General features: G+C 71.7%; 21 protein-coding genes and 1 pseudogene. 12 read left to right on the top strand and 10 right to left on the bottom strand.

The genetic code is table 11. The annotated features are described in order from the left end of the window. Positions 1-59 precede the first annotated feature (59 nt). The 3 genes from C1C97_RS10135 to C1C97_RS10125 all read left to right on the top strand — a co-directional run bounded on the left by C1C97_RS10135 (position 60) and on the right by C1C97_RS10125 (position 3,859). Positions 60-1,490, top strand: a complete 1,431-nt coding sequence (locus C1C97_RS10135) for a dicarboxylate/amino acid:cation symporter (protein WP_121031661.1) — start codon at positions 60-62, stop codon at positions 1,488-1,490. Positions 1,491-1,745: 255 nt separating this feature from the next. Next, positions 1,746-3,269 carry an acetaldehyde dehydrogenase ExaC gene (gene exaC / locus C1C97_RS10130; protein ID WP_121031659.1) on the top strand — a complete coding sequence of 508 codons (1,524 nt, stop codon included), beginning with the start codon at positions 1,746-1,748 and terminating at the stop codon, positions 3,267-3,269. A 158-nt stretch (positions 3,270-3,427) separates the two neighbouring features. Beyond that, positions 3,428-3,859 (top strand): DUF779 domain-containing protein, encoded by a 432-nt coding sequence (locus C1C97_RS10125; RefSeq protein ID WP_233542878.1) that lies wholly within the window; start codon positions 3,428-3,430, stop codon positions 3,857-3,859. Between the two features lie 401 nt (positions 3,860-4,260). On the opposite strand, the pseudogene C1C97_RS12615 reads toward C1C97_RS10125, so the two are convergent. The 5 genes and pseudogenes from C1C97_RS12615 to C1C97_RS10105 form a co-directional block, all read right to left on the bottom strand. Further along, a pseudogene (locus C1C97_RS12615) lies at positions 4,261-4,689 on the bottom strand (sugar transferase). 24 nt (positions 4,690-4,713) lie between these two features. Continuing rightward, positions 4,714-4,854 (bottom strand): hypothetical protein, encoded by a 141-nt coding sequence (locus C1C97_RS12360; RefSeq protein WP_158591149.1) that lies wholly within the window; start codon positions 4,852-4,854, stop codon positions 4,714-4,716. Positions 4,855-4,887: 33 nt separating this feature from the next. Further along, a complete protein-coding gene (locus C1C97_RS12355; RefSeq protein ID WP_158591148.1) occupies positions 4,888-5,025 on the bottom strand; it encodes a hypothetical protein in 138 nt (45 codons plus the stop codon). Between the two features lie 24 nt (positions 5,026-5,049). Next, entirely contained in the window at positions 5,050-5,298 is a 249-nt protein-coding gene (locus C1C97_RS10110; protein ID WP_121031651.1) for a hypothetical protein, read from the bottom strand. 12 nt (positions 5,299-5,310) lie between these two features. Continuing rightward, positions 5,311-5,574 (bottom strand): hypothetical protein, encoded by a 264-nt coding sequence (locus C1C97_RS10105; RefSeq protein WP_121031650.1) that lies wholly within the window; start codon positions 5,572-5,574, stop codon positions 5,311-5,313. Between the two features lie 212 nt (positions 5,575-5,786). Between C1C97_RS10105 and C1C97_RS10100 the strand changes: the two genes are divergently transcribed. From C1C97_RS10100 to C1C97_RS10085, 4 genes are all read left to right on the top strand, one after another. Continuing rightward, a complete protein-coding gene (locus C1C97_RS10100; protein WP_121031648.1) occupies positions 5,787-6,101 on the top strand; it encodes a hypothetical protein in 315 nt (104 codons plus the stop codon). Between the two features lie 18 nt (positions 6,102-6,119). Next, the gene (locus C1C97_RS10095) at positions 6,120-6,758 is read left to right on the top strand and encodes a Maf family protein (protein WP_121031646.1); all 639 of its coding nucleotides are present in this window, start codon (positions 6,120-6,122) and stop codon (positions 6,756-6,758) included. A 104-nt stretch (positions 6,759-6,862) separates the two neighbouring features. Continuing rightward, positions 6,863-8,674: an acetyl/propionyl/methylcrotonyl-CoA carboxylase subunit alpha gene (locus tag C1C97_RS10090; protein ID WP_121031644.1), complete on the top strand. Its 1,812-nt coding sequence runs from the start codon at positions 6,863-6,865 to the stop codon at positions 8,672-8,674. A 189-nt stretch (positions 8,675-8,863) separates the two neighbouring features. Continuing rightward, on the top strand, positions 8,864-10,270 hold the full coding sequence (locus C1C97_RS10085; RefSeq protein ID WP_110919241.1) for an MFS transporter: 1,407 nt from the start codon (positions 8,864-8,866) through the stop codon (positions 10,268-10,270). 194 nt (positions 10,271-10,464) lie between these two features. On the opposite strand, the gene C1C97_RS10080 is transcribed toward C1C97_RS10085, so the two are convergent. Next, complete coding sequence (locus C1C97_RS10080) at positions 10,465-11,889, bottom strand: NAD(P)H-quinone dehydrogenase (protein WP_199712246.1); 1,425 nt, start codon at positions 11,887-11,889, stop codon at positions 10,465-10,467. 76 nt (positions 11,890-11,965) lie between these two features. On the opposite strand from C1C97_RS10080, the gene C1C97_RS10075 reads away from it, so the two are divergent. Next, positions 11,966-12,781, top strand: a complete 816-nt coding sequence (locus C1C97_RS10075; protein WP_121031642.1) for a purine-nucleoside phosphorylase — start codon at positions 11,966-11,968, stop codon at positions 12,779-12,781. A gap of 104 nt (positions 12,782-12,885) precedes the next feature. Next, positions 12,886-13,323, top strand: a complete 438-nt coding sequence (locus tag C1C97_RS10070) for a hypothetical protein (protein ID WP_110919238.1) — start codon at positions 12,886-12,888, stop codon at positions 13,321-13,323. 246 nt (positions 13,324-13,569) lie between these two features. Here C1C97_RS10070 and C1C97_RS10065 read toward each other — a convergent pair whose 3' ends face one another. Beyond that, positions 13,570-13,758 (bottom strand): hypothetical protein, encoded by a 189-nt coding sequence (locus C1C97_RS10065; protein WP_147406073.1) that lies wholly within the window; start codon positions 13,756-13,758, stop codon positions 13,570-13,572. Between the two features lie 114 nt (positions 13,759-13,872). Continuing rightward, the gene (gene mfd, locus C1C97_RS10060) at positions 13,873-17,652 is read right to left on the bottom strand and encodes a transcription-repair coupling factor (protein ID WP_121031638.1); all 3,780 of its coding nucleotides are present in this window, start codon (positions 17,650-17,652) and stop codon (positions 13,873-13,875) included. Between the two features lie 223 nt (positions 17,653-17,875). On the opposite strand from mfd, the gene C1C97_RS10055 reads away from it, so the two are divergent. Further along, entirely contained in the window at positions 17,876-18,718 is an 843-nt protein-coding gene (locus C1C97_RS10055) for a uroporphyrinogen-III synthase (protein ID WP_121031636.1), read from the top strand. Here the strand turns inward: C1C97_RS10055 and C1C97_RS10050 are convergent. Beyond that, positions 18,691-19,449, bottom strand: a complete 759-nt coding sequence (locus tag C1C97_RS10050; RefSeq protein ID WP_110919234.1) for a sirohydrochlorin chelatase — start codon at positions 19,447-19,449, stop codon at positions 18,691-18,693. The two genes, C1C97_RS10055 and C1C97_RS10050, sit on opposite strands and share 28 nt — an antisense overlap. 22 nt (positions 19,450-19,471) lie before the next feature. Then, a complete protein-coding gene (locus tag C1C97_RS10045) occupies positions 19,472-21,160 on the bottom strand; it encodes an alpha/beta hydrolase family protein (RefSeq protein ID WP_121031634.1) in 1,689 nt (562 codons plus the stop codon). A gap of 370 nt (positions 21,161-21,530) precedes the next feature. Here C1C97_RS10045 and C1C97_RS10040 point away from each other — a divergent pair, with 370 nt between their 5' ends. Together C1C97_RS10040 and nhaA are read left to right on the top strand one after the other, a co-directional pair. Further along, on the top strand, positions 21,531-22,031 hold the full coding sequence (locus C1C97_RS10040; protein WP_110919232.1) for a DUF2505 domain-containing protein: 501 nt from the start codon (positions 21,531-21,533) through the stop codon (positions 22,029-22,031). 112 nt (positions 22,032-22,143) lie between these two features. Then, positions 22,144-23,439 carry a Na+/H+ antiporter NhaA gene (gene nhaA, locus C1C97_RS10035; protein ID WP_121031632.1) on the top strand — a complete coding sequence of 432 codons (1,296 nt, stop codon included), beginning with the start codon at positions 22,144-22,146 and terminating at the stop codon, positions 23,437-23,439. Positions 23,440-23,481 lie beyond the last annotated feature (42 nt).

The following is a 23,481-nucleotide window of genomic DNA, read 5'->3' as shown; positions in this document are numbered from 1 at the left end:
CGTCACACTTCGTCATGGTGGCCGCGCGGTTCATGACGGGGCGCTCTATTGTAGCGGACATGAATTCCGCAGAAAGTACCCGGCGTCTACCGCGATGGATGACGTCCTTCGGGTGGCAGATCCTCGTCGCCCTGATCGCGGGCGTCCTCCTCGGGTCCCTGGCCGCGGCCATGGGCGGGGACCCGGAGGAGAGCCCCAACTGGCTCATGACCACGCTGGACACGATCGGCACCAGCTACGTGACCATCCTCAAGGCCGCGGTGGTCCCCCTGGTGATCACCGCCGTGATCTCGTCGATCGCGAACCTGCGGGACGTCTCCAACGCCGCGCGCCTCGCGTGGAAGACCCTCATGTGGTTTGCCATCACCTCGCTGATCGCCGTGGTGATCGGCATGGTGCTCGCCGTGGTGGTCCAGCCCGGGGTCGGCACCGGCCAGGCGCAGCCCGAGGCCTACTCCGGTTCCGAGGGCTCGTGGCTCGCGTTCCTCAAGGGCCTGATCCCCGTGAACGTCCTGGGGCTGGAGACCACCTCCACGGTGGTGGATCCCGAGACGGTGACCACCAAGGTCAACTTCAACATCCTGCAGATCCTCGTGGTGTCCCTGGTGCTGGGCATCGCCGCGCTGAAGGTGGGCAGGGCCGCGGAGCCGTTCCTGACGCTGATGCAATCCGGGCTGGCCATCATGCAGAAGGTGGTGTGGTGGATCATCCGCCTGGCGCCCCTCGGCACGCTGGGCCTGATCGGGACCGCCGTGTTCCAGTACGGCTGGACCTCCATGGGTTCGCTCGTGAAGTTCGTGCTCACCGTGTACGCGGGCCTGGCACTCGTGGCCTTCGTGGTCTACCCCGTGCTGCTCAAGCTCAACGGGCTGTCCGTGAAGCAGTTCTTCGCCGGCGTGTGGCCCGCCATGCAGCTGGGTTTCGTCTCCCGCTCGTCCCTGGGCACCATGCCCGTGACCCAGCGGGTCAGCGAGTCCAACCTGGGCGTGCCCGGGCACTACGCCTCGTTCGCCATCCCGCTGGGTGCCACCACCAAGATGGACGGCTGCGCCGCGGTCTACCCCGCCGTGGCCGCCATCTTCGTGGCCCAGTTCTACGGCGTGGACCTCACCCCCATGCACTTCGTGCTGATCGCCCTGGTGGCCGTGCTGGGCTCGGCGGCCACCGCCGGGACCACCGGCGCCACGGTGATGCTCACCCTGACGCTGTCCACCCTGGGCCTGCCCCTGGACGGCGTGGGCCTGCTGCTCGCCGTGGATCCCATCCTGGACATGGGCCGCACCGCGCTCAACGTCACCGGCCAGGCCCTGGTGGCCGCGGTGGTCTCCACGCGCGAGGGCATCCTGGACCGGGGCCGCTACGACGCACCCCTGGCCGGTCGTCCCTTCAAGGACGACGACGCTCCCAGCACCCCGGATGCCTCGCTGCCGGTTCCCGCGCCGGTGGGCGTGGCCGCCACCGCGGAGACGGACGGGCAGCGCACCGAGTAGTTCCACGAACCGCTACTTCTGCGACCAGGGCGGACCGGGTACTTCCCGGTCCGCCCCGCCGCGTGCCGGTGTGCCCGTGGCGCGGTGCGCGTGCGCGTGCGCTTGCACGGGACGGGAGGGCGCCCGGCGGTCTGCGGAGTGTTTCGCGGACACCCGGGGCACCCGGGGCACCCTCCGGCGCACGCGGGGGCTGTGCGTGTCCCCTCCGAACACTATGCTGTGATGCACGTCACCTACGAACACAGGATGGTCAGCATGAGCGTGTACGCACAACCCGGCAAGGACGGCTCCAAGGTCTCCTTCAAACCCCGGTACGAGCACTTCATCGGCGGGTCCTGGGTGCCCCCGGTCAAGGGGCAGTACTTCGAGGACATCACGCCCGTGACCGGGCAGCCGTTCACGGAGGTGGGGCGCGGCACCGCCGAGGACATCGAGGCCGCGCTCGACGCCGCGTGGGCCGCGGCCCCCTCGTGGAACGCCTCCACGCCCACGCAGCGCGCACTCATGCTCAACCGGATCGCGGACCGCATGGAGGAGAACCTCGAACTCATCGCGGTCGCGGAAACCTGGGACAACGGCAAGCCCGTGCGGGAGACGCTCAACGCGGACATCCCCCTGGCCATCGACCACTTCCGGTACTTCGCGGGTGCCATCCGCGCACAGGAGGGCCGCCTGTCCCAGCTGGACGAGGACACCGTGGCCTACCACTTCCACGAACCGCTGGGGGTGGTGGGCCAGATCATCCCGTGGAACTTCCCGATCCTGATGGCCGTGTGGAAGCTCGCCCCGGCGCTGGCAGCAGGCAACTGCGTGGTGCTCAAGCCCGCGGAGCAGACGCCCGCGTCCATCCTGGTGCTCATGGAGCTGATCCAGGACCTGATCCCGGACGGCGTGGTGAACATCGTCAACGGCTTCGGCGTGGAGTGCGGCAAGCCGCTGGCCTCCAACAAGCGGATCCGCAAGATCGCGTTCACGGGCGAGACCACCACGGGGCGTCTGATCATGCAGTACGCGTCCGAGAACATCATCCCCGTGACCCTGGAGCTGGGCGGCAAGTCCCCCAACATCTTCTTCGCGGACGTGGCGCGCGAACGGGACGGCTTCTACGACAAAGCCCTGGAGGGCTTCGCGTTCTTCGCCCTGAACTCCGGCGAGGTGTGCACGTGCCCCTCCCGCGCGCTGATCCAGGAGTTCATCTACGACTCCTTCCTCGCGGACGGCATCGAGCGCGTGAAGCAGATCAAGGCCGGCAACCCCCTGGACACGGACACCATGATCGGCGCGCAGGCCTCCACCGACCAGCTGGAGAAGATCCTCTCCTACCTGGACATCGGCAAGAAGGAGGGCGCCAGGGTGCTCGTGGGCGGTGAGCGCGCCGAGCTGGAGGGGGATCTCGCGGGAGGCTACTACGTGCAGCCCACGGTGTTCGAGGGCACCAACTCCATGCGCATCTTCCAGGAGGAGATCTTCGGCCCGGTGCTTTCCGTGGCGAAGTTCGGCGGCTACGAGGACGCCATCTCGATCGCCAACGACACCCTCTACGGTCTGGGAGCGGGCGTCTGGTCCCGGGACGGCAACACCGCGTACCGCGCGGGCCGGGCCATCCAGTCCGGACGGGTGTGGGTGAACCAGTACCACAACTACCCCGCGCACTCGGCGTTCGGCGGGTACAAGTCCTCGGGCATCGGACGGGAGAACCACCTGATGATGCTCGACCACTACCAGCAGACCAAGAACATGCTCGTCTCGTACACCGAGACGCCGCAGGGCTTCTTCTAGACCGGAACGGTGGGAAGCACATGGGTGAGCAGCCAGCGCAGGACCGCCCCTCGGACACGGCGGCGATGTCGCCCCCGGGGCCCGATGCGCGTGGCATCGGAACTGCTGCGGTCGGCGTCGGCTCCGCGGCGGAGCGGGACGGCGTCGGGCGCGGCGGGATCGAAGTGGCGCTGGAGGCCACTCCCGCCGTGCCCGGGGAGAACGCGTCGCGGGTGGGGTTCACGGCGGCCGCCGTCGAGCTGCTGCGGGAGCTGTGGGGGACGCACGGACCCTTGATGTTCCACCAGTCCGGCGGGTGCTGCGACGGCTCCGCGCCCATGTGCTTCCCCGCCGGGGAGTTCCGCACCGGGAGCTCGGACGTGCTGCTGGGCGTGGCCCGGCTGACCGCGTCCGATTCCTCGGCGCTGGGGCCCGTGGAGTTCTGGATCTCCGCCGAGCAGTTCGAGGTGTGGCGGCGGACGCGCCTGGTGATCGACGCGGTGCCCGGCCGGGGCTCCGGGTTCTCCATGGAGAGCCCCACGGGCAAACGCTTCCTGACGCGCAGCGAATTGTGCGCGGTGGCACGTGGAACTGGCGCAACCCCGGGGTGATGTCCCGCTCCTGCATCCCCTGGCGGCAAGGACGGACGTAGTCCACCCCGACGCGGGCCCCTGCGGCGCGAGACCTCGTGCCTCGGTGCCGGTGGCGCGGTCACCGCCTCCGGGCCGTCCTCCCCCGCCCTCTGGGCGGGCGGACAGAACGGCACCCGCGTGAAAACACGATTGTGCTGGCGGGCAGCCTCATCCTGGTTCAGCGGTTCTTCTGCCGGGTGGGGGCCACGCTCACGCTCTGGAGCACGATGACGGCGTCACCCGCCAGGGACCAGTTTTCCATGTTGGCCAACCCCAGCCGGTCTCTCTCCTCCCCAGAGGTGAACGAGCGCCCACCCACCTGCCGAGGTCCTCGTGCTCCCGGGCTTGACGCTGGGTCGGCGGAGCAGCCGACCGGGCAGCTACGCCCCATCATCGCGCGGCTGCGGCCGCGACCCCACCACGGCCATGTCCCCGCGCAGCACGTTCACCAGCTGTGGGAACTCGTCCACAGATCACGCCCGCAGCATTTAGCCCACCGAGGTCACGCGGGAGTCCCCGCGCAGCTTGAGCAGCGCCCCGGAGGCCTCGTTGCGAGGGAGCAGACCCCGTCAGTTTTCCTGGGCGCCCACGCGCATGGATCGGAGCTTGTACAGGGTGAATACGACACCGTCGATTCCCGTGTGCTCCTGGCGATGCCGCACAGGTCCTCCGTCCTGGATCCTGATGGCAAGCACGGCGACAGACAGCATGAAAAGAGCGGCCAGGAGTCCGAAGCTCGCCACCACGATATCGAAAGCGCATTTGCGCACGCACTTGAAGCCTGCTGACTGCAGGATGCCCACCGTCATCAGGGGCACCCCCTCCACCGGGCGTCAGCGGGCCCACGGACCCGGCACGTCGGCGGGTCGAATCGCGAGCACGGGCTGGACGTCCCAGTCCACGACCCGCTCCGACAGGTGGCGCAGCGACGCATGGTCGGCGTGGACGCCGTCCGCCACGATCACGGTGCGCATCCCGGTCTCCTCCAGCAGCTGGGGGAAACGGTCTCAGTGGCGTAGGTTGCACAGCACCGTGCCGTCCGCGAGCGTGAGCACGCCCGGGGCGCCCGGTTCGGCGCACGCGACGGCACTCACGTGGTACCCGCCCATGGGGGTTGCGCGGATGCGCTCAGCCGCCCAGGTCACGCCCGCTGGGGAGCCGATCAACAGTCAGTCCTCGATCATGGCACCGCTACGACCCTTGCGCACGAGCACGTGGCGCATGCCCCGGCGGCCGGCGAGCAGCAGAACGGCGCCCGGCGACAGGGCAGTGAAGAGGAAGCCACGGGCGACGTCCATCCGCACCAACACCGTCATCGCGGACAGCACACCGCCCAGCATGAACATGGCGTGCGCCACACGGTGGCACTCATAACCCCCGATGCCCAGCAGGTAGTGCGCGTACGCCCTGCGGACCACGAGAGCGAGGATTCAGCCCGCGCCGATCAGCGTGGCGAAGGACGGGGGGCTGAACCAGACCACCCCGTCCCCGTGACAGACGCGGCGCCATGGGGCCGGAGCGTGGGTGGCCACGACCATGGCGGTGCCCACGGCGAGGACATCGCGCAGGAGGGCAAGGCGTCTGTACGGAACCCACCACGGGTAGTGCGGGCGGGGAGAGATGTCCAGGCCCATCACGGCGCACAGGAGGCTACTCTGCGAACCGGCGGGGTTTTCTGCCTGGCCCAGGCTCATGCGCCCACCTCCCAACCCACGGAATTCACGCGCCACTGTAAGAATGCGTATGCATGTTCGTACACGTCTCCTCAAGTCTGATGCGTTTCCCCTTCCGGGACACGGGGGAGCTGCGGTGGTTGAGCCTGCGGCGGCGCCACGCGAATGGAGTCGCCCGTGCACCGGGCACCCGAGCGGGCGCCGTCGGCCAAGGACCGCGCGCGCTCCAAAGCATGCGACCGGGGCGGCTGCCCGGCACGGTCGCACCGAGGTGGAGGGACAGTGCCCTGGAGAACCCGGAGGACCCGTCGCAGCTGCTGGTGCTGCTGCCCGAGCGCCTGGTGGTGCTGGCCGGCGTTGCACCCATGCTGTGGCACGCGTGCCGCGAGCGCGCCCCGCTCACCGCCCGTGCCCTATCGCGCCTGCTCGTGGATGAGTGCGGCGAGAACCCGGACGCCGAGCGCCTCACCCGGGAGTCCGTGGCCCACCTGCTGTCGCTGGGCGTCCTGTCCCCGGCCCCGGATGCCACGGGAACGCCCGAGGGGTGAGCGCCGTACAGTGAAGGGGTGGAACTCCCTCTGATTCTCGCGTCCCAGTCCCCAGCCCGCGCGGGCCTCCTGCGCAAGGCCGGCATCCCCTTCGACACCGTGGTCTCCCACGTGGACGAGGACGCCTTGGTGGCCGCCGAGGGGCCGCTGTCCCCGCGGGAGACCGCCCTGCGGCTCGCTCGCGCCAAGGCGGAGGCCGTGGCCCAGCTGCCGGGCTCCGAGAACCGGCTGGTGCTCGGCTGCGACTCCGTGTTCGAGCTGGACGGCGTGAGCTACGGCAAGCCGTACGAGGCGGAGGTGGCCGTGCAGCGCATCGCGGCCATGAGCGGTCGCACCGGAACGCTGCACACGGGCCACTGGCTCGTGGACACCCGTCGCGAGCCGGCGCTCGGTGAGGGCGCGGTGGCCTCCGCGGACGTCCGCTTCGCCCACATGAGCGCGGCGGAGATCCGGGACTACGTCGCCACGGGTGAGCCCCTGCAGGTCGCGGGCTCCTTCACGCTGGACGGCCGGGGCTCCGTGTTCGTCGAGCAGGTGGTCGGGGACCCCAACGCGGTGATCGGGCTGAGCCTCTCCACCCTGCGGGAGCTGCTGCGCGCCGTGGGTGTCTCCGCCACCGCGTGGTGGGACGGCACGGCACAGAGCGACCGCTCCTGATTTGTAGACGTCCTACAGACGGTGCGGCCGCGCACCCCCGCGCTTAGGCGATCCCCCGCGCGGGGCACTAATCTTTCGGCAGAGAGTCGACAAGGAGTTCACACGTGACAACCACCCCACGGCAGCCAGAAGCCGCCTCGGCCATCCGCCCCGTCACCAAGGTCCTGGTGGCGAACCGGGGGGAGATCGCGGTGCGCGTGATCCGTGCCGCGCGTGACGAGGGCATCGCCTCCGTGGCCGTGTACGCGGACCCGGACCGGGACGCCCTGCACGTGCGCACGGCGGACGAGGCCTACGCCCTGGGCGGGACCACCGCGGCGGACTCCTACCTGCGGATCGACAAGGTGCTCGACGCCGCACGGCGCTCGGGTGCCGACGCCGTCCACCCCGGCTACGGCTTCCTCTCCGAGAACGCGGACTTCGCCGCGGCCGTGATCGAGGCCGGGCTCACGTGGATCGGCCCGCCGCCCGCGGCGATCGCCCAGCTCGGTGACAAGGTGGCCGCGCGCCACATCGCGGAGAAGGTGAACGCCCCGCAGGTGCCCGGCACCGCGGACCCGGTCACCTCCGCCCAGGAGGTCCTGGACTTCGCGGACGAGCACGGCCTGCCCATCGCGATCAAGGCGGCCTTCGGCGGCGGCGGCCGCGGCATCAAGGTGGTGCGCGAGCGCGAGGCGATCCCCGAGCTGTACGAGTCCGCCGTGCGCGAGGCCACCGCGGCCTTCGGCCGGGGCGAGTGCTTCGTGGAGCGCTTCCTGGACGCCCCCCGCCACGTGGAGACCCAGTGCCTCGCGGACCAGTACGGCAACGTCGTCGTGGTCTCCACCCGCGACTGCTCCCTGCAGCGCCGCAACCAGAAGCTCGTGGAGGAGGCACCCGCGCCGTTCCTCTCCGAGGAGCAGAACCGCCGGCTCTACGAGTCCTCCAAAGCCATCCTGCGGGAAGCCGCCTACCAGGGCGCGGGCACGTGCGAGTTCCTGGTGGGCCAGGACGGCACCATCTCGTTCCTGGAGGTCAACACCCGTCTGCAGGTGGAGCACCCGGTGTCCGAGGAGGTCTCCGGGCTGGACCTGGTGCGCGAGCAGTTCCGGATCGCCCGCGGCGAGGCCCTGGGCTACGACGACCCCGAGATCCGCGGGCACAGCTTCGAGTTCCGCATCAACGGTGAGGACGCCAGCCGCAACTTCATGCCCTCCCCCGGCACCCTCTCCACGTTCACCGTGCCCTCAGGCCCCGGCGTGCGCGTGGACTCGGGCGTGGAGGCCGGTGAGACCGTGGGCGGCAGCTTCGACTCCATGCTGGCCAAGCTCATCGTCACCGGCGCCACCCGCACCCAGGCCCTGGAGCGCTCCCGCCGCGCCCTGCAGGAACTGACCATCGAGGGCATGCCCACCGTGGTGCCGTTCCACCGCGCGGTCGTGGCGGACCCCGCGTTCGCCACCCCGGACGACACCCCGTTCACCGTGCACACCCGGTGGATCGAGACGGAGTTCGACAACCGGATCGAGCCGTTCTCCGCCGCTCCGGAGCCCGCCGGGGACGAGCCCGAGCGCCAGAGCATCGTGGTGGAGGTGGGCGGCAAGCGCCTGGAGGTGACCATGCCGCAGCTGGCGGGGGTCGCGCGCCCGGCCCCGGCGGCCCAGCCCAAGGCCCGCAAGCAGCGCGGTGCCCGCGCGGGAGCAGCGGCGCGCGGCACCTCCGGGAACGACCTCACCTCCCCCATGCAGGGCACGATCGTGAAGATCGCCGCGTCCAACGGGGACGAGGTGGCCGAGGGCGACCTCATCGTGGTGCTCGAGGCCATGAAGATGGAGCAGCCCCTGACCGCCCACAAGTCCGGAACCCTCGAGGGCCTGGACGTCTCCGAGGGGGACACGGTCTCCGCCGGAACGGTGCTGGCCACCATCACCTCCTGACCACTGTGACGGCCCACGAGGCCCCGGTCCCGCACGGACCGGGGCCTCATGCGTTCCGTAGAGCTGCCCGGGAGCCGCCGGAGGCCGTCAAGGGTCTGTCTCACATGGTGAACACTTGGATTCACCATGTGGTACGCCGCACCCTATCTTGGAGTCATTCTTCCGACGTCCCTGCCTGTGAGGTGCTGCATGTCCACCCCCGCGTCCACCGTGGATCCCGGTTCGCCCGCGGACTCCGCCCGCGTTCCCAGGAGCCGCGTGATCCTCGCGTCCCTGGTGGGCACGACCATCGAGTTCTACGACTTCTACGTCTACGCCACCGCCGCCGTGGCGGTCTTCCCCGCACTGTTCTTCACGGGCCACGACGACACCGCCAAGCTGCTCGCCTCCATGGCCACGTTCGCCGCGGCATTCTTCGGGCGTCCCATCGGCTCGGTGATCTTCGGCCACTACGGTGACCGGATCGGGCGCAAGGCCACGCTGATCGGTGCGCTGCTGACCATGGGCATCGCCACATTCCTGATCGGCGTGCTGCCCACCTACTACCAGATCGGTCTCTGGGCCCCGCTGATCCTCACCATCCTGCGCTTCTGCCAGGGCGTGGGGCTCGGCGGCGAGTGGTCCGGCGCGTCCCTGCTCGCCACGGAGTACGCCGAGGAGGGCAAGCGGGCCCGCGCCGCCATGTGGCCCCAGCTGGGTGCGCCGTTCGGTTTCATCCTGGCCAACGGCTTCTTCCTGCTGCTCACCGTGGCCATGCAGTTCGGCACCGCCGGGCACGAGCTGGGCACCGAGCACCCGTTCCTGGTGTGGGGCTGGCGCATCCCGTTCCTGGCCTCCGTGGTGATCGTGTTGCTGGGCCTGTGGGTGCGCGTGAAGCTCGAGGAAACCCCGGTGTTCAAGCGCGCCGAGCAGCGCGGTGAGAAGGTCCAGGCCCCGGTGCTCGCCGTGTTCAAGACCTCGTGGGTGCAGATCATCCAGGGCACGTTCATCATGCTCGCCACCTACGTGCTCTTCTACCTGATGACCGCTTGGATCCTCTCCTACGGCATCGGCAAGCCCGCTGCGGGCGGCCTGGGCATCCAGTACCGCACGTTCCTGGTGCTGCAGCTGCTCGCCGTCCTGCTGTTCGCCGCCACGGTCCCGATCTCCGGCTGGCTCGCGGACCGCTACGGGCGCCGCTCCTCGCAACTGGTGATCACATCCGCGATCCTGCTGTTCGGCCTCACCTTCGGCCTGGTCATGGATCCCGCCCGCGTGGGCACCGGTGAGGATGCCTCCCTGCCCCGGATCCTGTTCTTCCTCGCGCTGGGCATGACGCTCATGGGCCTGACCTTCGGCTCAATGTCCGCGATCCTGCCCGAGCTGTTCCCCACCAATGTGCGCTACACCGGTTCCGGGATCGCGTACAACGTGGCCTCCATCCTGGGTGCCGCCATCACGCCGTTCATCGCCGTCCAGCTCAACGCGAGCTACGGCGTGGGCTCGGTAGGTCTGTACCTGTCCCTCGCGGCCGTCATCACGCTCGTGGCCCTGTGGTTCTCCCCCGAGACCCGCCACGTGGACATGCACTCCGTGGGCACCGGCCTGGTGCCGTGACACCAGCGCAACGCACGACGACGCCGCGGTGAGCCTTCGCACGGAGGCTCACCGCGGCGTCGTCGTACGCGGGTCCGTCGCAGTCGTCGTGCGCTGGTCCGTCGCACCGGGCCCGGCGGGGCCGGAGGACGCGGCCGAGGCGCTGCGGGGATCGCCCCGTCACCGCCGCCACCGCCCCGGAAGGGCAGGCGGACTCAGCGGTGCACGTGCAGGCGGCGCGCGGCCTCGGCAATGGTGCCGGACAGGGACGGGTAGACCGCGAAGGTGTCGGAGAGGTCGTCCACGCCCAGGCGGTGGGTGACCGCGAGCGCAATGGGGAAGATCAGCTCGGAGGCGCGCGGGCCCACCACCACACCGCCCATCACGGTGCCGCTGCCGCGGCGGGCGAAGATCTTCACGAAGCCGTCGTCCACGGCCATCATCTTGGCGCGCGGGTTGGTGGCCAGGTTCATGGTCATCCCCGTGAACATGGCGGGATCCGCCTCGACGTCCTGCTGGCTGATGCCCACGGACGCGATCTCCGGGGAGGTGAAGATGTTGGAGGCCACCTCGTCCGTGCGCAGCGGGTGGACGGTGTCACCCAGGATGTGGGCCACGGCGATGCGGCCCTGCATGGCGGCCACGGAGGCCAGCGGCAGCACCCCGGTGCAGTCGCCCGCGGCGTAGATGCCGGGGGCCGTGGTGCGGGAGACGGTGTCCACCCTGATGTGCCCGCTCGGGCTCAGGGCCACGCCGGCCTCCTCGAGGCCCATGTCCGCGGTGTTGGGGATGGAGCCCACGGCCAGCAGGCAGTGCGAACCGCGGATCTTGCGGCCGTCCGAGAGGGTCACGCGGACGCCGTCGCCGGTGTTCTCCACCGCGTCCGCGCGGGAACGGGAGACCACGCGCAGACCGCGGCGCTCGAACACGTTCTCCAGCACCTGGGCGGCGTCCGTGTCCGAACCCGGCAGCACCTGCTCACGGGAGGAGATCAGGGTGACCTCCGAGCCCAGCCCGTTGTACGCGGAAGCGAACTCCGCGCCGGTCACGCCGGAGCCCACCACGATGAGCTTCTCGGGGATCTCCGTGAGCTGGTAGATCTGCTTCCAGTTGAAGATCCGCTCGCCGTCCGGCTTGGCGGCGTCCAGCTCGCGCGGGTGGGCACCCACGGACACGAGCACCACGTCCGCCTTCAGCTCGTAGGGTTCGTCGTCGCTGGGCTCCACCACCACGGTGTGGCGGTCCACGATCTTGCCGCGACCCTGCACCACCCGCACGCCCACGCGCTCCAGACCGCGCTTGATGTCCCGTGACTGTGTGGCGGCAAGACGCAGCAGACGCACGTTGACCTTGTCCAGGTCCACGCGGAGGTTGTTGAGCTCCTCGGTGGCGTCGAGGTCGTCACCGACGTGCACACCGAGGTCCCGCGCGGACGCGAAGCGGTTCATGGTGTCCGCGGACGCGATGAGCGTCTTGGACGGCACCACGTCCGTGAGCACGGCGGAGCCGCCCATGCCCTGCTCCTCCACCACGGTGACGTCCGCTCCGAGCGACGCCGCCACGAGAGCGGCCTCGTAGCCGCCCGGGCCGCCGCCGATGATCACGAGTTTCTGGTCCGCGAATTCCCTCTGCACAGTCATGTCTGCCATGGGTGCAAGCTTAGCGGTGCCCTCCCACACGCTGACGTGGCTCACGGGCTCCCCTACAGTGGGGCCCATGACGAACACGGCAGAGACCACGGACCCCTTCGACCTGGCCCGGCAGGCCGCAGACGCCCTGCGCGAGCGCACCGGCGTGGAGCGGTACGAGATCGCGCTGACACTGGGCTCCGGGTGGGGTGGTGCCGCGGACCTGCTCGGGGAGACGGTCTCCGAGATCCCTGCCCACGAGATCCCCGGGTTCTCGAAACCCGCGCTGGAGGGTCACGGCGGGAAGCTGCGCTCCATCCGCCTGGCGGGCGGCGGGCACGCCCTGGTGATCGGGGCGCGGACCCACTTCTACGAGGGCAAAGGCGTGCGGGCGGTCTCGCACGGGGTGCGCACCGCGGCCGCGGCGGGTGCCTCGACCGTGATCCTCACCAACGGCTGCGGGGGCCTGAACCCGGACTGGGCCCCGGGCACGCCCGTGCTGATCCGGGACCACCTCAACCTCACCGGACGCTCCTCCCTGGAGGGTGCCACCTTCGTGGACCTCACGGACCTCTACTCCCAGCGGCTGCGGGACATCGCCCACGCCGTGGATCCCACCCTGGACGAAGGGGTCTACGCCCAGTTCCCAGGCCCGCACTACGAGACCCCCGCCGAGGTGCAGATGGCCAAGGTGCTGGGCGCGGACCTCGTGGGCATGTCCACCGCACTGGAGGCCATCGCCGCACGTCACGCGGGCCTCGAGATCCTGGGGATGTCCCTGGTCACGAATCTCGCCGCCGGGATCAGCCCCGAGGCGCTCTCCCACGAGGAGGTGCTCGAGGCCGGACGGGCCGCCGGCCCCCGCATCTCGCGGCTGCTCGCGGACATCGTGGGGCGGCTCTGAGCACCGCAACCCACTGACGGAATGTCGGCAAGTCCGGGTGCGAGGCACTAGACTGACCGCAAGACAGTACTGGGCCCGCCGCGGCGGTCTGAAAGGGTGAACTCATGGTCAGAAGAGCAGAAGCCGAGACGAGCACGAGCCGTCAGCACTCCGCCGGACGCACCGCGGAGGACGGCAGCCACGCCGTGGACGGGCACGAGCACACCGGGCGCAGCGCACGCCAGCCGCACGGTCGCCGGATGCCCCAGTACTCGGGCGAGGGCGACGTCGTGAAGAACGTCATCCTGTTCGGCGGCGGCATCATCACCATCCTCGTGAGCCTCTACCTGTTCAGCACCTACCCGAGCAGCCCGTGGCTGTTCTTCTTCGGCATCCTGGCCTACGGCCTGGCCCTGATGGTCCCCACCCTGTTCCTCAACGGCAGCACCGCCTCCCACTCCACGGGCGGCACCGAGACCACGCTGGACCTTCCCCGCAACCCCTCGCAGATGGCCCAGCGTGCCGTGGGCGAGGGTGAGCAGAAGCAGGACCGCGCCGTCTGATCCGCAGCACCTCCCGAGAGCCCCGCTCCGTCTCCGTGACGGGCGGGGCTTTCGCGTGTCCACGGTCGCCCGGGCGGTGCCGGCACGCGGGTGCGCCGGCATCACGATTCGACACGCGTTCCGCCTGAGCCTGCGCTCAGGTGTGCGCATGCCACCGTGGTGGTCCCGGGTCACGCGTGGGGGGCGCATCGCCGGCGCGTGCCGTCTACAGCCCGGTGGTGCCGGTCATCGAGAACGGGCTCGGGTTCAGACCTCGCGCTCACGCCGGGTGCCCCGCTGCGCCCGTGCCCCGGAAGCCGCGGCCGCCTCGTGGGCTACGGCCCTGCTGTCCCGCGGTGTGAAACCCGTGGCCACGATCGCGGAGAGGTCCAGGCAGCTGTTGGCGGGATGCACGGCCACCCGGTCCGCGCCCTTCGTGTACTCCGCCGTGCTCACGGGTGTCACCCGTTCCGGGTCCTCCCCCAGCGACGCGCGCGCACCGGCGGTAAGTTCACCCCGGGGCGCTCGCGCACCGGCGGGGCAGTGGGAGCCGCCGCGGCCCCGGGGCCGCTACCCTGCGGCGTCGCCCTCCCCCGCCGCGACAGGTTCGAGCACCGGGAAGATCGCGTCCAGCACCTCGCGCCCCCAGGCGAGGATGTCCCCGTCCACGAGGTCCTTGCCGCCGATCCGCGCGGTCTTGGGCTTGGGGATCAGCACCATGCGGTCCTCGGTGCCAGGCACCGGGCGGACCTGCGCGCCCGGGTACATGCGCTGCAGCCGCATCTCCCGGGACTCGGCGAGATCCGCGGGCGAGAAGCGGACCATGGTGCCCTGCGTGGCCACGTCCGTGAGCCCGGCGGCGCGCGCCCGGATCCGCAGCCGGGCCACGTCCAGCAGGTTCTGCACCGGGGTGGGCATGGGCCCGTAGCGGTCCGTGAGCTCCTCCCCGGCCTCCGCGACCGCCTCCTCCGTGGCGGCGTTCGCAATGGTGCGGTAGGCCTCCAGGCGCAGCCGCTCACCGGGGACGTAGTCGTGCGGCAGGTGCGCGTTGACGGGCAGCTCGATCTTCATCTCGGCGGGACCGGTGTCCTGGTCACCGCGGTACTCGGCCACGGCCTCACCCACGAGCCGCAGGTACATGTCGAAGCCCACGCCCGCGATGTGCCCGGACTGCTCGCCGCCCAGCAGGTTGCCCGCACCGCGGATCTCGAGGTCCTTCATGGCCAGCTGCATGCCCGAGCCCAGCTCGTTGTGCGCGGCCACGGCCTTCAGCCGCTCCAGGGCGGTCTCGCTCAGGGGCTTCTCCACGGGGTAGAGGAAGTACGCGTACGCCCGCTCGCGCCCGCGGCCCACGCGACCGCGCAGCTGGTGCAGCTGGGAGAGCCCGTAGCGGTCCGCGTGGTCCACGATCAGCGTGTTCGCGTTGGCGATGTCCAGGCCGGTCTCCACGATGGTGGTGCACACCAGGACGTCGAACTTCTTCTCCCAGAAGTCCACGATGATCTGCTCCAGGCGGGCCTCACCCATCTGCCCGTGGGCCACCGCGATCCGCGCCTCCGGCACGAGCTCCGCGAGCTCCTTGGCCCGGGCCTCGATCGTGGAGACCCGGTTGTGGATGAAGAACACCTGGCCCTCGCGCATGAGCTCGCGCCGCACGGCCGCGGAGACCTGCTTGTTGGTGTACGGCCCCACGTACGTGAGCACGGGGTGGCGCTCCTCGGGCGGGGTGGCCAGGGTGGAGGTCTCGCGGATGCCCGTCATGGACATCTCCAGCGTGCGCGGGATGGGCGTGGCGGACATCGCGAGCACGTCCACGTCCGTGCGCATGGCCTTGAGCTTCTCCTTGTGCTCCACACCGAAGCGCTGCTCCTCGTCGATGATCACCAGGCCCAGGTTCTTGAACTGCATCTCCTGGCCCAGCAGCCGGTGGGTGCCGATCACCACGTCCACCGCACCGCTGCGCAGCCCCTCCATGGTGGCCTTCGACTCCTTGGCGCTCTGGAACCGCGAGAGGGTGGCCAGGCGCACGGGGAAGCCCGAGAAGCGCTCGGCGAACGTCTCCGTGTGCTGCTGCGCGAGCAACGTGGTGGGCACGAGCACGGCCACCTGCTTGCCGTCCTGCACCGCCTTGAACGCGGCGCGCACGGCCACCTCGGTCTTGCCGTAGCCCACGTCCCCGGAGATCAGCCGGTCCATGGGGATGGGCCGCTCCATGTCCGCCTTGACCTCGTCGATCGTGGTCAGCTGGTCCGGGGTCTCGATGTACGGGAACGCCTGCTCCAGCTCGCGCTGCCACGGGGTGTCCGGGCCGAACGCGTGGCCCTTGGACGCCATGCGCGCCGAGTACAGCCGGATCAGCTCGTTGGCGATCTCCTTGACGGCCTTCTTGGCGCTGCGCTTGGTCTTGTTCCAGTCCGCACCGCCCATCTTGGACAGCGACGGCGCCTCGCCCCCCACGTACGAGCTCACCTGGTCCAGCTGGTCCGTGGGCACGAACAGCCGGTCCCGCGGCCCGTTGCGCTTGGACGCCGCGTACTCCAGCACGAGGTACTCGCGCACGGGCCTGGGCTGGCCCGGTGCGGTCATGGCACCGGCGATGGGCCGCTGCACGAGCTCCACGAACTGCCCGATGCCGTGCTGCTCGTGCACCACGTAGTCGCCCTTCTGCAGGGTGAGCGGGTCCACCTGGTTGCGCTTGCGGCGCTGCGGGAGCTTGCGCTCGGCCCGGTTGTCGTAGGTGCTGGAGCGGCCCAGCACGTCCGCCTCGGTGAGCAGCGCCGTGCGGGTGGCCTCCAGCACGAAACCGCGGCCCGCGCGCGCCGTCGTGAGCTCCACGAGACCCGGCTGGGGCGTGTCCACGAGGTCCGCGAAGCGGGACGCGGGGATGTCCGCTCCCTGCAGCAGCTCGGTCAACCGCTGCAGCGGGCCGGGGCCGTCCGTGACGAGCACCACGCGCCAGTCCTCGCGCACGCGCTCCCCCAGGAACTCCAGCATGGCCGCCACGTCCCCGGAGAACCGGGTGGGTTCCCGCGCGGTGACCGTGAGGGTGTCCGCGTCCGTGTCCGCGAGGTGGACCTCCTCCTCGGGGGTGTCCGCGTCGATCTCGGAGGGGGTCACCGCGTTGACGTTGAGCCCGGTGACGGACCACCAGCCCACCGCGCGGTCCAGGGCCAGGTCCCGGACGTCCGCAATGGTGTGGAAGGACCCGGAGGCCAGGGTGCGGGAGGTGCCGTCGTCGGCGTCGAGCGCGGCGTCGAGGTCCAGGGGCGCGTCGTTGCCGCCCGAGGCGGACTCCCACGCGGCCATGAGGAACTCCTCGTTGGTGGCCACGAGGTCGTGGGCGCGCGCCCGGACCTTCTCGGGTTCCAGCACCACGGTCACGGACCCGGCCGGCAGCAGGGACATCACCTGCACCATCTCGTCCGCGAGCAGCGGCGCGAGGGACTCCATGCCCTCCACGTACTGCCCGCCCGCAATGCGCTCGAGCATCTCGCGCCCGCCCGGCAGCTGCTCCTTGAGCTTCGCGGCCCGGGACTGCACGGTGGGGGTGATGAGCAGCTCGCGGCACGGCGGGGCCACGAGCACCGTGGGGTGCTCCGCGGTGCTCAGGGTGCGCTGGTCGGCCACCGCGAACCAGCGCATCTCGTCCAGCTCGTCCCCGAAGAACTCCGCGCGCACGGGGTGGTCCTCGGTGGGCGGGAACACGTCGATGATGCCGCCGCGCACCGCGAACTCCCCGCGCCGGGTCACCATGTCCACGCGGGAGTAGGCGGCCCCGGCGAGGTCCGCCACGAGCCGCTGGAAGTCGTAGTCCTGGCCCGTGCGCAGGGTCACCGGCGCCATCTGTCCGAGGCCCGCGACCACGGGCTGCAGCACGGAGCGCACGGGGGCGACGACCACGCGCAGCGGCTGCTCGGAGCCGTCCGTGTGCTCCAGGCGGCGCAGCACGCTCAGCCGCTGCCCCACGGTGTCCGAGCGGGGGGACAGCCGCTCGTGCGGCAGCGTCTCCCAGGACGGGAAGTTCGCGATCTGCTCGGCGGGCAGGTACGAGGCGAGACCGGCCTGCAGCTCCTCGGCCTCGCGGCCCGTGGCGGTGACGGCCAGCAGGATCGGGGCGTGGGCGGCGCCGTCGCCAGCGGTGGCCCCCGCGGGTGCCGACGCCGCGGCGTCGCCGTGGGAGGCGTCCGCCAGCCCGGACGCGATCTGCGCGAGCACGGGGGCGCGCAGCCCGTCCGTGGCGCTGATGATCGTCTCCGCGGAGCGCTCCGCGAGTGGGCGCGCGGCCTGCGTGCGGATGTTCGCGAAGCTGCGGTCCTCGGTGAGCGCGGTGAGCAGACCGGTCAGGGACATGGGTGGCGGACTCCTGGATGAGAGTGGTGCGGGTGGGAACGGCGACGGGTGCGGCCGGTGTGCACCGACCGTCGCCGGGCACGACGACGTGCCGCTGACCGGCCCCGGGGCGTCTCACGCGAGCGCCGCGCGGTGGCCGCCCGGAGCGGTCGGTGCGGATCGCGCCCCAGCCTACCCGCGCCGTCGGACACGCACCCGGGCTCCGCGCTCCTACCCTGGAGCCATGACGATCTCCCAGGACAGTGTTCTCACCGGTCTCACCGTGGCCGTGACCGCTCACCGGCGGGCCGCGGAGCAGGGGGGCGCGTTCGAGCGCCACGGCGCGCGCGTGAGCTACGCACCGGCCCTGCGGCTCACGCCCGCGGACGAGGACGACGACGTCCTGGCTGCCGTCCGCGACACCGTCGCCTCGGCGCCCGGCACCGTGCTGGTCACCACCGGGTACGGGCTCAAGCGCTGGCTCGCGGTGGCTCAGGAGCACGGGCTGCGGGAGGAGCTGCTGGGGGCACTGCGCGCGAGCACCGTGCTGGCCCGCGGGGCCAAGGCGAAGGGTCAGCTGCAGGCGCTGGAGATCCCGTGCGCGCACACCGGGACGTCCGGGCGCACCGCGGAGCTCGTGGACCGGGTGCTCGGCACGGAGCCCCTTCCCCGGGGCACCGTGACGGTCCAGGTGCACGGCACCACGGACGAGGCGCAGCTGGACCGGCTCCGCGCGGCCGGGCTCACGGTGCGCGTGGTGGCGCCGTACCGGTGGGAGTCCGCGGACGAGGGCTCACGCCTGGCCGGGCTCGTGCGGGACGTCGTGGCCGGGGACGTGGACTACGTGACGTTCACGGCGGCTCCCGCCGTGGACGCCCTGTTCGACGCCGCCCGCGCCGCGGACGCGTACGACGCCCTCGTGGCCGCGCTGCGGGACGGCCGCTGCACCGCCGTGGCCGTGGGGCCCGTGTGCGTGCAACCGCTCGAGGAGGCAGGGATCGGCAACGCGGTGGTGCCCGAGCGCTTCCGTCTGGGGGCCATGGTCAGGGCCGTGTGCGATCACGCCGCGGCGGAGGCCTCCCGGTAGTGCTCCACCACGAGCTCCACCAGTTCCGGGGGAACCGCCCCGGGGTGCACCAGCAGGGGTTCTGCGGTGACGTCCGCCCCGGCGGCGAGCGCCCTGCCGTGGAAGTAGCCGGGCGCCAAAAGGTACGGGACGAGCAGGACACGACCCGCCGCGGCGGCGTCGGCCGTGTCCTGCCGGGCGGCCGCGACGGCCTCCTGCAGGGTGGGGTGGGCCGCGGAGAGGTACGCGGTGGTCACGGGGTGGCCGAGCTCCGCCGCGAGCAGACCGGCCACCACGCGGCAGTCCCTCCCCGCGCGGGCGTCGGAGGAACCGGCGGCCACCATGACCACGCGGTCCTCCGCGTCCAGAGCGGGGCCGCCCGCGGCGGCGAGCGCCTCGGTGAGACGGCGCGCCATGACCGTGGCGAGGCGCCGGTCCGGGCCGAGCGCCGCGGCCACCCGGTGCCCCGCAGCCGCCTCGACCGCCCGGGCCATGTCCACGAACACGTGGTACCCGGCGGAGAGCAGCAGGGGGACCACCACGGCGTCCTCCGCCGCGTGCTGGGCCGTGCGGGAGTCGAGGTCCGGTTCCTGGACGTCCACCCACGTGTCCACCACGCGAACGTGCGGCAGGGTCTCGCGCACGGCGGCGACGAGCGCGGCCACCGCCCGCTGACCGCGCGGATCGCGGGTTCCGTGCGCGCAGGCCAGCAGGACGGGGGGTGTCTCGGACGAAGTGCTCACGCGTCCCATTGTGGCGCGTGCCGGCCCGTGCTCACGACCGGTTCCCGAGCAGCGCCTCCAGCTCACGGGCCGTCCGCTCCCGCGCCGCCCGGCTGAGGGCCTGTGCGTCCCCGACGTCCACGCGGTGCTGCCGCGGGGCACGCGACGGTCCCCCGGTCCGCGGCCGCAGACCGCGTGCGGCGTTCAGGACGCGCCGGGCCGCCGCACCCGGCCGCCTACCGGGTGCTCGCTGCCAGGACCCCACGAGGACGACGCCGTCCACGGGGGCACCGTCCGTCGCGTCCGCCACCCGCCGGGCGGTGGGGATGCCCTCGCCCGCGGCCACGAGCACCACGGGCCCGGGGTGGCGCTCGGCAAGCCACCGCAGCTGGTGCCGCACCGCGCGTGCGCTGCCGGCCTGCCGGGGATCGGGGATCCGCTCCTGCCACGGGGGCACGCGGTCTCCCGCGCCGTCCCCGTCCGCGCGCAGGGTCACGACGCCGCGCCCCGCGAGCCGCCGCGCCACGGGCGGCCACAGTCCCGAGGCGTCCCGCGCACCGCACCCGCCGGCGACGAGCACCACCGCGGGCCCATCCGGTGCGGCCGCGCGGTTGCCGCTCCCGTCGTCGGTGCCGGGCAGTGCGGTGGCGGGCCCGCTCAGCACGCCGCAGTGGCCCCGCCATCCCACGGCCACGAGCTCCTCGACGCACGCGTGCCCGGAGTCCGCCACGAACTCGTTGCGCGCGGGACCCCTCCCCACGCCGGTGAAGGGCACCAGCCGGGGGCGGGGCAGGGCCCACAGCAAGTCCTCCAGGACGTCGTAGCGCACCGGCTCCTCGTCTTGTAGGTCCGTGAGCGGGTTCCGTGTGCGCGGGTCGCACCCGCGCGGAGCCTGCTCGTGCGGGACGGGCGCGCCCGGGGTGTGCCGACCGGGCAGGCGCCGAGCCGTGCCGTGCCGTGGGGCGCTCGAACTCGCCGCCCCCACCGGGTACTCGCTCGCGTTCCCTCGGGATGCGGGCCCGGCACCCCGGGCGGTCCACCCCAGGACCTGCACCGCGTCCGGGCGGTCCGCGTCCGGGCGGTCCACATCGGGGGCGGGGCCCGGCAGGGCGCGCAGCTGTGCGGCTTGCGCGGCCGTGAGCCACAGTCCCGGCAGGTCCACCCCGTGTTCCGGGGGGACGTCGCGGGGGTCGACGGCGCGGGGGCGGCTCCAGCGCCGCAGGAACTCGGCGCCGCTCTCCGGCTCCCAGGCGATCACGCGGTCGAAGCACTCCACTGCGCGCAGCAGCAGGGCCGTTCCCACCCGGTGGCCGATGCCGTAGACCGGCGCGTCGGCGATCCCGCACACCGCGCGCGCCTGCGTCACGGCGTCGCGGACGTTGCGCTCCCAGAGCGCTGCGACGTCGTCGTCCGGGCGCAGGCCGTGGGAGTCCCCCGTGCCGCGGTAGTTCACCCGGGCCACGCAGTACCCGGCGCCGGCGAGCATCATGGCCAGCTGACGCAGCTCGCGGTAGGACCGGGTGTGGTCCGGACCCACGGGTGGCGCCAGGACCACGAGCGCCCGGACCCGGCCGTTCTCCGGCGTGTGCAGCCACGTGACGGTCGCGGTGTCGCCGCTGCCCGTCCACATGCCCGCCCCGTGGATCCCCGCCGGTCCCCGGTCCGATGGCGCCGGGGCCGCGCCCGGGACGTCGCCGCCCCGGGCTGCCCGCGGCACGCTCGTGTGCGTGTCAGTGATCATGTTTCTCTCCCCCACATGGCGGGCTGCTGCACCCCCGCCTCCGGCTGCACTCTCGCCGCTCTCCCCAGAGCGCCCCACCGTGACGGCCCGGGCCGGCTCCCCCGCCGAACCACGTGCCGCACCGTGCTCACGTGCCACCCTAGGCGACCGCGGGGCGGGCCCGGCGGCCCCGGAGGCGGGTGAGCTGCCCCTTCTTCGGCGGACATCACGGGGTGCGTCGCCCCGCGGGCGCCCCGGCGGACTCCCACGGTCCGCGGTCGTGCGGGCACGCCGCGTGCGGGCAAGTCGCGACTAGGATGAGTGCAGCGCCCGCGCCGGCCGTCATGCCGCGCGGGATCCGACGAACCGGTACCGATCCAGAAGGAGCACCATGTCCGTCAAGGCATCCACCACCATCAAGGCCCCCGTGGACACCGTCCTGAAGACGTTCGTGGACGAGGCGTTCGTGCGCCACGTCAGCGAGCTGGCCGGCACCCAGTTCGAGTCCTTCGAGGTCAACGGGGACACCGCCACGGCGTTCACCGCCACCACCGTGCGCAGCATGGGCTCCGACAAGCTGCCGGACGCCGTCAAGAAGTTCGTGAAGAACGGCGTGAAGCTGACCCAGGTGGACACCTACGACGCTCCCGCCGCGGACGGCTCGCGTGCCGTGCGCAGCGAGATCAAGGCCGGCGGCCTGCCCGTGGGCGCCACCGCCACCCAGAACATCAAGCCCCTCGGCGAGCAGGAGACCTCGGTGGACGTCTCCGGGGAGGTCCAGGCGAACATCCCGCTGGTCGGGAAGAAGATCGCCGCCACGGCCGAGCCCTACATCGGCAAGGCGCTGACCCTGCAGGCCCGCCAGGCCGAAGCATGGATCGCGGAGCACTGAGCCCCGCAGCACGGCCGCGGATGGCCGGGCGGCACGCGTGCCGCCCGGCCATCCCCCATTCGACACGACAATCGCGGCTCACCCGTGGGCCGCGCGTTGGGAGTTACTCGCCTTGAGCACGGACACGCAGACGGCCTCCGACACCGGGGGGCCCTTCACCAATTTCCTCCGCCGGGACACCACCGGCGGGCTCCTCCTGCTGATCGCCATGGTGCTGGCCCTCGTGATCGCGAACTCCCCGTGGGGGGACTTCTACTTCGGGCTCCGTGACGCCGAGGTCGGCCCGGGCGGCGTGGCCGGACTGCAGCACACCGTGGGCCACTGGGCCTCGGACGGGCTCCTCGCGGTCTTCTTCTTCCTCACGGGCCTGGAGCTGAAGACGGAGTTCGTGGACGGTGAGCTGCACAACATCCGCAAGGCCATCCTCCCCGTGGTGGCCGCCGCCGGAGGTGTGCTGGTCCCCGCGCTGATCTTCCTGGGCGTGAACCTCTTCGCCGGGGGTGAGCCCACGGCACTGCACGGCTGGGCCATCCCCACCGCCACGGACATCGCCTTCGCGGTCTCCGTGCTCGCGGTGGTCGGTTCGTCCCTGCCCGTGGCCATGCGCACGTTCCTGCTGACGCTGGCCGTGGTGGACGACCTCATCGCGATCGCCATCATCGCGTTCGTCTACACCGACAGCGTGAAGTTCCCGTTCCTGCTGGGCGCCGCCGTGCTGCTGGGCCTGTTCTGGTTCCTGACCCACAAGTACATGGGCTGGTTCATGGCGCAGCACTGGGCCGCGTGGGTCATCCTGCTGCCCATCGGCCTGGTGACCTGGTGGCTGGTCTACGAATCCGGCATCCACGCGACCATCGCCGGCGTGCTCCTGGGTTTCATGGTGCCGGTCCTGAAGCAGAAGCCGCGCGTCATCCGGCAGGAGGACCCGCGCATGGGCCTGGCACCCGCGCTGGAGCACCGCTTCCGCCCCCTGTCCAACGGCCTGGTCATCCCGGTGTTCGCCTTCTTCTCCGCGGGTGTGGCCGTGGGCGGCTGGGAGGGCATCAGCTCCGCGGCCACGGACCCCGTGGCCCTGGGCATCGTGGCGGGTCTGCTGCTCGGCAAGCCCATCGGCATCTTCGGTGCGGCCTGGCTCATGGACCGCTTCACCTCCGCGGAGAAGGACCGGGACTACACGTGGTTCGACATGCTCGGCATGACGATCGTCGCCGGCATCGGCTTCACGGTCTCGCTGCTCGTGGCGGAGCTGAGCTTCGGCGAGGGCAGCCCGCACAGCGATCACGCCAAGGTGGGCATCCTGTGCGGTTCACTGCTCGCGGCACTCATCGGCGCGGCCCTGGTGGCCCCGCGCAACGCCAAGTACAAGGCCATGCGCGCCGCCGGACACGACCCGGACACCCTGGACTGATCCGACGCCGCGCCACGGCGCCCCCTTCCGACCGGGAGGGGG

The sequence above is a fragment of the Kocuria tytonis genome, from assembly GCF_003226895.2.
Classification (GTDB): domain Bacteria; phylum Actinomycetota; class Actinomycetes; order Actinomycetales; family Micrococcaceae; genus Kocuria; species Kocuria tytonis.
Note: the sequence above shows the minus strand (reverse complement) of the source record. Positions and strands in the feature narration are given on the sequence as shown.